Source organism: Clostridium facile (assembly GCF_014297275.1).
GTDB lineage: Bacteria > Bacillota > Clostridia > Oscillospirales > Ruminococcaceae > Massilioclostridium > Massilioclostridium facile.
In genome coordinates this window covers 901,990-913,416 of sequence record NZ_JACOQK010000001.1, presented here as the reverse complement: position 1 = coordinate 913,416, position 11,427 = coordinate 901,990, and the positions used below count along the sequence as shown (strand labels likewise).

At 40.4% G+C, this 11,427-nt stretch carries 9 protein-coding genes; 1 reads left to right on the top strand and 8 read right to left on the bottom strand.

Annotated elements, in window-relative coordinates; genetic code table 11:
* Nucleotides 1-168 precede the first annotated feature (168 nt).
* Together H8Z77_RS03755 and H8Z77_RS03750 are read right to left on the bottom strand one after the other, a co-directional pair.
* Complete coding sequence (locus tag H8Z77_RS03755) at nucleotides 169-1,161, bottom strand: sensor histidine kinase (protein ID WP_186996222.1); 993 nt, start codon at nucleotides 1,159-1,161, stop codon at nucleotides 169-171.
* A gap of 6 nt (nucleotides 1,162-1,167) precedes the next feature.
* Nucleotides 1,168-1,851 carry a response regulator transcription factor gene (locus H8Z77_RS03750; RefSeq protein ID WP_186997098.1) on the bottom strand — a complete coding sequence of 228 codons (684 nt, stop codon included), beginning with the start codon at nucleotides 1,849-1,851 and terminating at the stop codon, nucleotides 1,168-1,170.
* 473 nt (nucleotides 1,852-2,324) lie between these two features.
* Here H8Z77_RS03750 and H8Z77_RS03745 point away from each other — a divergent pair, with 473 nt between their 5' ends.
* Nucleotides 2,325-2,807, top strand: a complete 483-nt coding sequence (locus tag H8Z77_RS03745) for a hypothetical protein (RefSeq protein WP_186996221.1) — start codon at nucleotides 2,325-2,327, stop codon at nucleotides 2,805-2,807.
* Nucleotides 2,808-2,898: 91 nt separating this feature from the next.
* On the opposite strand, the gene H8Z77_RS03740 is transcribed toward H8Z77_RS03745, so the two are convergent.
* The 6 genes from H8Z77_RS03740 to H8Z77_RS03715 all read right to left on the bottom strand — a co-directional run bounded on the left by H8Z77_RS03740 (nucleotide 2,899) and on the right by H8Z77_RS03715 (nucleotide 11,367).
* Entirely contained in the window at nucleotides 2,899-3,756 is an 858-nt protein-coding gene (locus H8Z77_RS03740) for an aldo/keto reductase (RefSeq protein WP_186996220.1), read from the bottom strand.
* A gap of 21 nt (nucleotides 3,757-3,777) precedes the next feature.
* Nucleotides 3,778-4,191, bottom strand: coding sequence for a cupin domain-containing protein (locus H8Z77_RS03735; RefSeq protein WP_186996219.1), 414 nt, complete (start codon nucleotides 4,189-4,191; stop codon nucleotides 3,778-3,780).
* Nucleotides 4,192-4,619: 428 nt separating this feature from the next.
* Nucleotides 4,620-5,138 carry a pyridoxamine 5'-phosphate oxidase family protein gene (locus tag H8Z77_RS03730; protein ID WP_186996218.1) on the bottom strand — a complete coding sequence of 173 codons (519 nt, stop codon included), beginning with the start codon at nucleotides 5,136-5,138 and terminating at the stop codon, nucleotides 4,620-4,622.
* Nucleotides 5,139-5,277: 139 nt separating this feature from the next.
* A complete protein-coding gene (locus tag H8Z77_RS03725; protein WP_069988824.1) occupies nucleotides 5,278-5,670 on the bottom strand; it encodes a NifB/NifX family molybdenum-iron cluster-binding protein in 393 nt (130 codons plus the stop codon).
* Nucleotides 5,671-5,866: 196 nt separating this feature from the next.
* Entirely contained in the window at nucleotides 5,867-6,208 is a 342-nt protein-coding gene (locus H8Z77_RS03720) for a DUF134 domain-containing protein (protein ID WP_186996217.1), read from the bottom strand.
* 395 nt (nucleotides 6,209-6,603) lie between these two features.
* Nucleotides 6,604-11,367, bottom strand: a complete 4,764-nt coding sequence (locus H8Z77_RS03715; protein ID WP_186996216.1) for a family 78 glycoside hydrolase catalytic domain — start codon at nucleotides 11,365-11,367, stop codon at nucleotides 6,604-6,606.
* Nucleotides 11,368-11,427: the final 60 nt, after the last annotated feature.

Here is an 11,427-nt window from a genome sequence, read left to right as displayed (position 1 = left end):
TCGAATCAGCTTACATTTCCCTGTTCTCACCTTACAAATTTGTAAGATTATGATTTCTTATTTGACACAAACATTGGAGTTAAAACAATAACATTACACAAGAAAAGCTATTTCTTATTTATCGTAATAAAGCATATTTACAGGCCTTTTATGTGATTCATATCTGTGTCATTCTACTTCTAAATTGGCACTATTCAGATGAATCCGTACTACCGTTCCACTATCTAAATCAGAAGAAAGCTCAATCCGATGCCCTAAATTTTCACAGATACGCCGGCAGAGGTATAGCCCAATACCGCTAGCTTTTTTGTCACTCCTGCCATTGTAGCCGGTATACCCTTTTTCAAATACCCGGGGCAGGTCTTCCGGGGCGATGCCAATACCAGTATCTCGGATACATAATATTTTGGGCTGTTCCAGTTCGATTGTAATAGTCCCTCCAGATTTGGTGTATTTTAAAGCGTTGGATAATAACTGTTCTATTACAAACAACAGCCATTTTTCATCCGTCAACACGTTACAGTCCAAAGCATTGTACCGCAGGGTAATCTTTTTCCGGATAAACTGGGTGGCAAATTTTCTAACAGCCTGTTTTACCATCTGATCCAAATCATATTCTCGTATGACATAATCAGTGGAACTGGAATCTAGGCGGAGATAGCACAATACCATCTCCACATATTGTTCAATCCGAATCAAATCATCCGATAATTCCCTACTCAGGTCGGTATCCTGGCTTTGCAGGTTCAGCCTCATGGAAGCAATCGGCGTTTTGATTTGGTGTGCCCATATGGTATAGTATTCCACCAGATCTGTATATTTGTTGTTCATCTGATCCGACAGTTCCTGCCTTTGCTGGTAAAGGGTATAGATGATTTCTTGATAATCCTGTTCCAATAATTGTTTGGTTGAAGGAAGATGTTCTTTGGTAACATTAATCTGTTCACATACCTTTTTTAGCTGATGATGTTTCCGATAAAACCGTTGGAAATCCAGTATCATCGCAATCATCCCCACAAAGGCGCAAACTGCCACACCATAGCCCACGGCGGATACAGGCAGGCGGTAAAGGAAAAACACAACTGCGAAAATGACGCCAAAGCTGATGAATACTACAATTGACTTTTTGTGGTAGTTAAAATATTGGAGTAGCAATTTCATGTTTTATCATCCTTCTGTTGGTTCAATCAAATATCCCATCCCAACCTTAGTGGCAATAAACTGTGTCAGCCCTGCTGCATCTAACTTTTTCCGCAGCCGATTTACATTGACACTCAGGGTGTTTTCATCCACAAAGCTGTCGCTTTCCCAAAGGCGCTCCATTAATTTTTCCCGGCTAACAACCTTACCTTTCTGTTCCATCAAGGTTTGTAGGATTTTAAACTCGTTTTTGGTCAGGTCAATGCGGGTCCCCTGATATATGAGGGTAGCGTCCGCTGTGTTTAACATGGCTCCTCGATGCTCCAAAACAGGAACCTGCCCGCTATAATCGTAGGTCCGGCGCAGAACTGCCTGAATTTTTGCCATCAGCACCGATTGGTCAAACGGCTTGGGGATAAAATCATCTCCGCCCATATTGATTGCCATAATTAAGTTCATATTATCCGAAGCAGAGGAAAGGAACACAATGGGGATTTTGGATGCTTTGCGAATCTCGCTACACCAATGGTATCCATTAAAAAATGGAAGGGAAATATCCATCAGTACCAAATGAGGATCATAGGCAGAAAATTCTGCCAAGACATTCCGAAAATCCTCCACACATTTTGCTTCCAATCCCCAAGAAGAAATTTGTTGCTGGACAGCAGAGGCAATCCCCCTATCATCCTCTACAATTAAAATCCGGTACATGGTTACACCCCTTTTGTAAAATTTCATTCTCCTATCCCACCGTTATGACAGGTCAGTAGTACCTGTTAATAAATCAAAGGATAGAGATGTTTATCATTCCATCACATAAAATAGAACATTTTTCATAAGCCACGTAAATTGGATTTTTCTAACATATACTGGATAAAACCAGAACAACCATTTTCTAGTAACATTCAGCATTGTGCTGTTTAAACAACATCCACTTGTCAGCCGATAGATTGCTGTTTCTATTATAACAATATAACTGCTTGGTTATCAGTGTAGTGTTACCAAAAGGTTTTGACTTATGATATAACTGAACTTATTATACCTTAGGAACTGAAAAATAGCAATAAAACCATTTATGAAGAAATCCTTTCAAAATTAGCAAAATAAATTTAATAGAGATAAATCAGCTTTTTGGAACCAGTTTAGAATGATTGCCATAAGATAAAGAAAAAGGAGGTTTTTTTATGGAATATAGTACCTATCAGAGTATTACTGGAATTATTCAAAATATCAGCACGGAAAATTCCTGCTGTACTTGGATGGTTTCCGTACGGAATGGCTCAGATACTGTAAACTTTATTGTAACGGGTGACACTAAAATTATAGATAACACAAGATTGCGGAGGGGGATGCGTATCGCTGCTTTTTATGATGCCAACCTGCCGGCGCCCGCTATTTTTCCGCCCCAATATCAAGCCGAGTTGATTGTGCCGTTGCGGAACAACCAACAGGTGACCTTAAAATATTTTGACGCTAATCTGGTAGCTGAGGATAATTCCTTAAAGCTGAACTTAAGCCCTTTGACCAATGTGGTGACTGAAAATGGCCAGCGGTACCGCTGTGCGCCAGGTAATGCGGAAATGTTGGTTTATTATACTTCTACCACTTTTAGTATACCGCCGCAAACCACCCCACAAAAAATTATTGTCATGTGCCCAACCGAATAAGGAATATCCCCCTCTGGTAAAAAATACTAGAGGGGGATATTCTTGCTAGCCAACTTTTTATTGCAGCCAATATAGTTTTTATATGTTATCTTTATTTCCCGCTAAACACTGGGAAAAAGCTGAATTCACCATAATCGCTGATTTGTTCTATGGCAGCTAATTGCTCCATATCCTGGTCTGAAATGGTAAAATCCAACTGAGCATTTTCCAGCATATGAGCTGGATTTGCTGTTTTTGGTAACGGCAAGGTACCCAACTGTAAATCGTAACGAATACAGAGCTGTGCTACAGTTACCTGATATTTTTTCGCGATTTCCGCAATTTTTGGATGGTTGAGGATTTCCCCATGAGCAACAGGAGAATATGCCTCCACAAGGATTTTTCTGCTCTGACAGTAAGAAATGAGGTTTTTTGGTGTATTGCTGATATGCACCAGTAACTGGTTTACCATAGGGGAAACCGTACAGGAGGAAAGGATATTTTCTAGATCCTGTTCTTTAAAATTAGAAACACCGATTGCCCGAAGTTTCCCTGCTTTGTAAGCATCCTCTAACGCACGCCATGCTTGACGGTTGCCTTCCGCATAATCTCCACCGCGGAAATCCGCCCATGGCTGTGGACTGTGGATTAACATCATATCAATGTAGTCCAGCCCCATCAATTTCAATGAACCATCAATCGCCTTTACCGCAGCGTCGTAGGATTTGATTTCCGCTGCCAGTTTGGTGGTAACAAACAATTGTTCACGGGCAACACCGCAAGTACGGATTCCCTCCCCAACACCACGTTCATTTTCATATGCCTGGGCAGTGTCAATGTGGCGATATCCTATCTTTACTGCTTCATAAACCGCTTGAGGTGCTTTGCTATCTTCGATAAACCATGTACCCAATCCCAATTTTGGTATTTCTACTCCGTTAGAAAGGGAATATTTTTCTTGTAAAACCATTTGTAATGAACTCCTTTTTGACTATTTCAGTTTGCTGTATTCTTCTGAAGAAACTGGTTCCAGCCATTCGTTGGAACTACCTTCTGCTGGTACTTCTATTGCTAAATGCTGGAACCAGCTATCCGGTGCCGCTCCATGCCAGTGTTTTATTTCTGGAGGGATATTGACCACATCACCAGGTTTCAACTCCTGAGCAGGTTTTCCCCATTCTTGATAGTACCCTCTACCCCCAGTTACCAGTAAAATTTGCCCGCCTTTATGGTGGATATGCCAATTGTTCCGACATCCTGGTTCAAAAGTAACATTCCCAATACCAACCCCCTGAGTAGTAAGCATGTTTAAATAGCTCTGTCCAATAAAATATTGGGCAAAAGCATCGTTTTTTTCGCCAACCGGAAAGACCGCCCCTTCCCCTAATTCTTTTTTAATATCCATTTCAAAAACCTCCTATTTCATTGATTGTTTTTATTGTATCACTTAGAGCAAACTCCAAGTCAAGCAATTTTTTTGAAAAAATTGCAATTGAATCTGTTTTTGTTGCAACAATAGAAAATAAATGAAATGATAAGGCGGTTTTCAAAAATTGGATATGGAAAATTCATGGTTCCTTTGTAAAAGTGAATCGCTTCGTTATCCTTAAATAAACCCTTATCCTGGAGACGAAGCTTTTCATACTACCCTGATGTCACAAGGTCCTACTTTTGCTTTCGTGGGATAATCTTGTGAATTAATGAAGGAAAAATACCACCATAAGCCTGATTCCGACGTTATGGGATGTAAGTCAGCCAGCTAAAACAGGAATTCTGCATCTAAATAGATAAAACTAAACATCTTCAAAAGATATATTATATCCTTGGCTAGCATTACGGTTTCACCGACATACATGATTCATCATCATGTTTTGTTTGAACCAATTCAATAGCTTCTTTTCCAGAGATATGTTCTATAGAAATTTCCACCATACAGAGCTGTTGGTATTCCCGTTCTATCTCTTGTTTTCTTCCCTTTTCATCATTTGGACAATACCGTTTTGCCAACAATTCTATAGCATTCCTTTTTTCGGATTCTTCCTCTATTATTCGGGCTATACCAAAAACAATAACGCTTCGGAAATAGGTAGTATATTCTTCTGGGACAACTTTATCTTGACCAATAACACAAAAAGATACTTTTGGATTTTTTGTAATAGCATCCAGTTTATGGCCCGTTTTAGCACAGTGAAAATACAATTTGGAATCCTGATATACATAACTGAGTGGTACAGCATATGGATAGCTATCGTCTCCAGATACAGCCAATACCCCTGAACTGCCGCAGCACAAAATGGAAATACTTTCTTCCAAAGATAATTCTTGATTTTTTCGGCGCATAGTACGAAACATAACAAATCCCTTTCTTCACTAAAATAAATAATTTCGACCAAAAAATTTTTGCCATTTCTTCTCTTAGTTGAGTGAATGGCTTTCTTAACAAAAAACCGGTATGATTAAATCACACCGGTAAAATAAAATTCAACTAAAATCAAGAATGGCAATGACCACCACAGCTATGATGTTCCCCACAATGATGGTCTCCTTCATGATGGGAGCTACAGCTTGCTTCAGGATTGAACATCAATTTGCCTGCAAGATAATCGTTTACTGCCTGGTCAGCATTTCCCTGCACACCTCCGAATAGTTGGATACCTGCCTGTGCTAATGCGTTTTTAGCTCCCGCACCAATTCCACCGCAAATTAACACATTTACATTGTACATTTGAAGGAATCCAGCCAAAGCACCATGCCCACTGCCATTGGTATCTACTACTTCTGCACGGATTACTTCCCCATTTTCTGTTTCATAGATTTTAAATTGGGCTGAATGTCCAAAATGTTGGAATACATTTCCGTTTTCGTAAGTAACTGCAATTTTCATTGTAATCTTTCCTTTCATATAAAAAATAATATTTGATTTAATAATAGTAAACTTGATAGTTTTTTAAACGGGTATTATTTATACACAATAAAAAATCATGTTTCATTTTGTTATTGGAATTTCAATTGTTTATAATACCTTTCATCACCTGATTTCTACTCCAAATCATTTGGATTACTATATATCTCCTAATTGGTCACTGCTTTTTACAACAATGGCAACAACGGCAATTCTGGTTACTTCCATCACAAAGAAGATATTCGCCTCCTTCAATCCGAAGTTCTCGTCCTTGTATCAGGCAAATTGCTAGTTTTTTACGTGCTTCTGCATAAATCGCTTGAACTGTTGCCCTCGCTACATCCATTTGTTCAGCGGATTGCTGCTGGCTTAATCCTTCCAAATCAATGAGACGTATTGTTTCAAACTCATCCAATGTCATAATAACAGGAGGCTGCTTTTTTAAGGAACCATCTAATACTCCAAAACGCCGACATCCTGGTAAAGCACAAATCCTTCTTCGTTTACAAGGTCTAGGCACGAATTTTTCCTCCCATCTATTTATAACATATGCCAGAAATATATTTTTATTATAACGCTATTTCTGGCATATGTCAACTATTATATGTCAATTGATTGGAGCAAAATTACTATATTTTTGCGTTATTTCTTTTCAGATATCCTATAAATTATTTATTTTTTATATCAATATATGTGGAACCCTATGCGTACTAAACTATTTGCTATAAAAGACAATCCTCTATTTTAGTGGTTGGAATACTTCTCATTGCATCAAAGAAGAAGCCCTTCGTTTGAATTTAATTCCTACCTACATAGCGAGAGATTTGATAATGTATATTGTCTATTTTTCATGTGTTAATGAAAAAAACGGTATAGCATATGCTATACCGTTTTTGACTGTATTATAAATTCAAATTATTTTCTTTTGCGAGAAATCAGCAATGCTGTTCCTGCTAATGTGATTACTGCCAATCCTGCGATTGGAGCAACATCCCCTGTTTTTGCTGCGTTTGCTTTGGCTGTAGTGGATTCCTGTCCGGTCTGAACAACATCTTCTATTGGAGTTTCAGCAGAGGTTCCATCTACTGCTACCAGGTTATCCATTGCAGTTTGTACATTTGTTACTGCTACATCTACTTCATCTTGAGTTGCGTTTTCATCCGCCATCACTTCGTTCGCTTTTGCTACTGCTGCTTGTAGTGCTCCATAGCTTTTCGCTGTGTAGGCGTTAGCATCTTTGCCGTTTGCTTCGGCAATCACTTGTTGCAGAATGGTTTTATCTGCTTTCAACCTCAAGTTGAGCATCGCATTTAACAGGTTGTCAGCCACGATATTGATTTCTGCCTGCATAGCGTCACCATCTTCATATACTGCTACTGCTGCTTCCAATGCTGCGGTAAATTCTGGTTTTCCTGCTTCCGCATATAAGTCAAGTTTAGCATTGATGCCATTAGCTACTTTAATCAAGGAAGTCAGAGAGGTTTTATCCCCAGCTACAAAGCCAAGTTTGTGGATTTCATTTAGCAATGTCCGCCATACCACATCCACTTCTGCTTGGGTTGCTCCAGCGTTGGCTGCTACTGTTTTTGCATTTTCCAAAGCAGCATCAAAGGATTTCTGTACGCTTTCAATCGCGTTGTCATATTCTCCACTGGCTTTGGCATTTTCCGCATAGGTAATCACTGCATTCAAAATGGATTTATCAACATTTTGTGGTTTTTCTATTAAGCCATCCACTGCCTGTTGCAGTGCTTCAACAGCATCATCTATCATCTGTTGGGTAGCAGATGTATTTTGTAGTACTTTATCTGCTTGTCCCAACGCCGCCTTCAATTGGTTTGCTGTTTCCTCAGTATAGATAGACAAGTCGATTAGCGAAGCTTCGTCAAACGCTTTTTGTAGCACACGTTTATCCACTGTGAGGAACTGTGGGTTTTCCACGCCGCAATCCACTGTGAGTTTAGCAAGCTGTGGCTCCCAAGCGTTTCCGGTCATTGGTTTAAACTGGATTTTAAAGAAACGCATCCCTTCTGGTATCTGATCAAATTGATAGGTAATACGTACCCAGGAAGTATTTCCTTCCCTGGTAGCATCCTGAATTTCCAATGGAACATAAGTACTATTATCGGAAGAAACAGAGAACGCAAAGTCATTCTTCCAATCTGAGTTTTTGCCAGTAAATGTTACTAGATTAATAGATTTGATGTCATCGGATAAATAGTAAACAATTTCTTTTTCAGAAAGAGATGTACGGCAAATACGGGTACCATCCCCAAAGAAATATTTATCTGTGTTGGCAGTATCAAAACGCAAGCCAGTAGAATCGGTAAACATACTGTTATAATCACCAAATTCATCAACAACATAAGTATGTTTGTCTTCTTCCCCTGGTTTTCCAATTGGTTCAGGGGCAGCATATTTAGAGGTAAAGGAGTATCTGCCAGAACCTACGCTGTAAACAGCAAAGCCATTATCCATCCGCAGGAAGCTTACTCCTTCTGCCTTATCAGCCGCAATGCCACTTTCAAAAACAGTGTTTTGGTCCGCTGTGGGTACATAAACAGTTGCTGTTGTATTGGCTGGAATTTCTACATTCAAAGAAAATGTTCCATCCTCTGCTCTGCTCCAAGCAGATGATAGCTTGCCACGTACAGTATGTAAACTAGCTTGTGCGTTTGTTAAATCGCCTACCGCATATGGTTTGATAACACTGGTGGAGAAGCCGGCGCCTTCATAGTTAATACCGGCAATTGTTTCATAAAACCAATCGTCGATGGTAGCGAACATGTGATGATCACGGGAACGTGTTCCCTCTGTCCAGCCTTCCCACATTGAGGTTGCCCCTTTGGATAGCCAGTAACCAAAGCCTGGGTATTCTTCTGTGTTTACCATATTATAGGCAATATCTCCATACCCTGCCTCGGTCAACTCCGCAAAGACATATTTAATACCAAAGATTCCACTTTCCATTTTGGAACTTCTACTGCTAAACTCGTAAACAACACGTGGGATCACTTCTTCTGGTACCATACCCAGCGCCAGTGGCAACGCCTGTGCGGTTTGATAGAAAGTTCCCCCTTTGTTCAAACAGTAGAAGCCTTGTTCTTCATCGTAAAATTTGTTGTGGAACGCCTCTTTGATGGTTTCGGCTTCCTGTGTATAGTAATCGATATCATCGGTATAGCCAAGGACTTCCGCTGATTTGGCGATGATATCAGCCATATAGTATACATATGCAGTAGCGGTTATAGGGGTAATGCGGTTGCCAGAAACATTGGCATGGTCTCCCCACATACTATCTGCAATATTATCTTTCATCAGGCTTCTTTGATAACCAAATACGGTTTTCATCGCTTGATAATTATCCGCCAAAGTACGTTTGTTCCCTGAAATTTGATAATTCTGCCAAGGAACAAGACAGATAGCGGCACTCCATTCCGGAGCATTGTCTTTTGTTTCGTTCCACATTGGGGCAGTTTGTTCCATATATCCGTTTTCTTTGGATTGGTCACGGATATCATTCGCCCATTTTTCATAATAGCGGACCATGTCAAAGTTATACATACCCATTTCTTGTGTTAAATGGCCATCACCTAGATATCCCAGGTTTTCATAAACAGGTGTATCCGAAGGATAACTGTGCAGGTTGTTTAACAAGGTGGCTTTCCCAATTTCGTGGATTTTGTTAAACATCTCGTTGGAACTGGAAAATTCGCCGGTTTCTTCTAAATCTGCATTAATTACCTTTCCGGTAATGCTATCAAGGGTTGGAACACCAGGATAACCGGATACTTGGATGTACTGGTACCCTTTATAGGTAAAGCGTGGCTGCCAGGTTTCCTCTTCCCCGCCTTTTAAGATGTAATAATCGGACGATGCCTGTTTGACAAACCCGTCAACATCCCAATCATTAACCAGATCTTTCCGGTTCAAAGTTCCTTCTTCGGTGAGCGTTTCCCCATATTGGATGGTAACCATATCACCAGCGTTTCCCTGTACATTTAGTTCTGCCCAACCGGTGACAACACGCCCCATATCAAATACATAAACGCCTTCTTTTGGATTGGTTATACTAACAGGATGCACCTCGTCAACCACTTTGTTCGCATCAGCAGCTTGTGGTTCCACTGTTCCAGTAGGAGCTTCCATTAAAACAGCCTGTTCCCATTGGGAATCATCAAATCCAGGCTTATCCCAATCTGGGATTTCCAGGCGGGCATCATATACTTCTCCATAATATGGCTCATCAAAAATGGTAGCACTATCATGTGTTTTCCAGGATTCATCCGATACAACCTGCATGGTTTCGCCGCTTTCAAATTCAATACACAGTTTCATCCGCAATTTGGGCTGATCTGCCCAAGGCGCTTTGGACCAACCGTTGGTCTGCCAGTTCATTCCATTGCCGATTGTCCCATAATATCCCCTACCTAGGGTGACGCCAATCGTATTTTCAGATGCAAGCAATTGATCAGTTACATCATAGGTGGTATAAAAATAGCGCTGGTTATACCGAGTAACCAATGGGTCAATCATATTATCTCCAACGCGTTCCCCATTAAGTGTTAGTTCATAGTAACCAAGCCCAGTGATATAAGCCCTGGCTGACTTCACTTTTTTATCCTGAACAGAAAATTCTTTACGCAACATTGGGGCTGCATCAAACACTTTGCTATTGTCATCTTCAATTTGAGGTAGATTGACTTGTTTCTTCCAAGGGTCAACCCCATAAGTTAAAACTTGATCCGGTATTTCCCAGCTGGAATCGTCATAGGTAGGAAGCATCCAACCTTCCTCTGGGGTTAAACTGGATTTCCAGCTTTCGTCTGTTACAAATATGTCGTTTGTTCCATCGTTATAACGGATAATAACTTTTGCGATAAAACCTGCATATCCTTTCGAGGCATTGGTGATTTCAGCTGAAATTTGATTTTGTCCTGCAGTAAAAAGATTAGTAATATCTACAGCGTCGCCTTTACGCCAAGCATTGGCTCCTTCTATAGCAGCAGCCTGTGTCCCGTTGACATAAACGGTTCCATAATCGTCGCCGCTGAACGCCAACAATACCTTTTGGACTGATTTTTCCGTATTTGGAGCAATCGTTTTGCGGAAATACCTAGTTTCCCCAGGAACATATTTATAATCTGTCCCGTTTAAAACCCATATCCAATTGGATTCTTCAAGATTGAGCGATTCAGGAGACGAAATAGAGGAGGCTTTTCCAATCCAATCAGCGTCCTTCCATTGTTCTTCTGTCAGACCGGTTTCCCAACTGGCTTGTTCACTCCAATCGGATACCGCATTATCTTTATCCCATACACGAACATTCCAGGTATATTTTTGCATAGGAGAAAGTTCTTCGCCCTCATACTCAATACCAGTAGTTTCATTTGATTCTACCTTACCACTGTCCCAAACAATATCCCCGCTTTCATCGGCTACTTTTATTTGGTATGCAGACTGCACCTGAGCCCTAGCCTGGGAATCCACTTCCCAACTTAAAGTAGGAGCATCCATATCAATTCCCATTGGATTGGTTTGATACTCTGTTTTTAAATGAACGGCACTGATCGCCGCAGCATGATCCCCATCGATCGCAAACACTGGTATAGCACCTTGAATTGCGATACCAGCCGCTAGCGTCAGGGAAATCAGCACTTTTGTAACTCTTCTTTTCAAAAAAATTCCTCCTTTACTTTTTTAGACGGCGTATGAAAAATTAGTTAACCTCACTCCTTT

Excerpts from the sequence above, each read along its gene's own strand:
- H8Z77_RS03755 (WP_186996222.1), bottom strand. The coding sequence starts at position 1,161 with ATGAAATTGCTACTCCAATATTTTAACTACCACAAAAAGTCAATTGTA.
- H8Z77_RS03750 (WP_186997098.1), bottom strand. The coding sequence starts at position 1,851 with ATGTACCGGATTTTAATTGTAGAGGATGATAGGGGGATTGCCTCTGCT.
- H8Z77_RS03745 (WP_186996221.1), top strand. The coding sequence starts at position 2,325 with ATGGAATATAGTACCTATCAGAGTATTACTGGAATTATTCAAAATATC.
- H8Z77_RS03740 (WP_186996220.1), bottom strand. The coding sequence starts at position 3,756 with ATGGTTTTACAAGAAAAATATTCCCTTTCTAACGGAGTAGAAATACCA.
- H8Z77_RS03735 (WP_186996219.1), bottom strand. The coding sequence starts at position 4,191 with ATGGATATTAAAAAAGAATTAGGGGAAGGGGCGGTCTTTCCGGTTGGC.
- H8Z77_RS03730 (WP_186996218.1), bottom strand. The coding sequence starts at position 5,138 with ATGTTTCGTACTATGCGCCGAAAAAATCAAGAATTATCTTTGGAAGAA.
- H8Z77_RS03725 (WP_069988824.1), bottom strand. The coding sequence starts at position 5,670 with ATGAAAATTGCAGTTACTTACGAAAACGGAAATGTATTCCAACATTTT.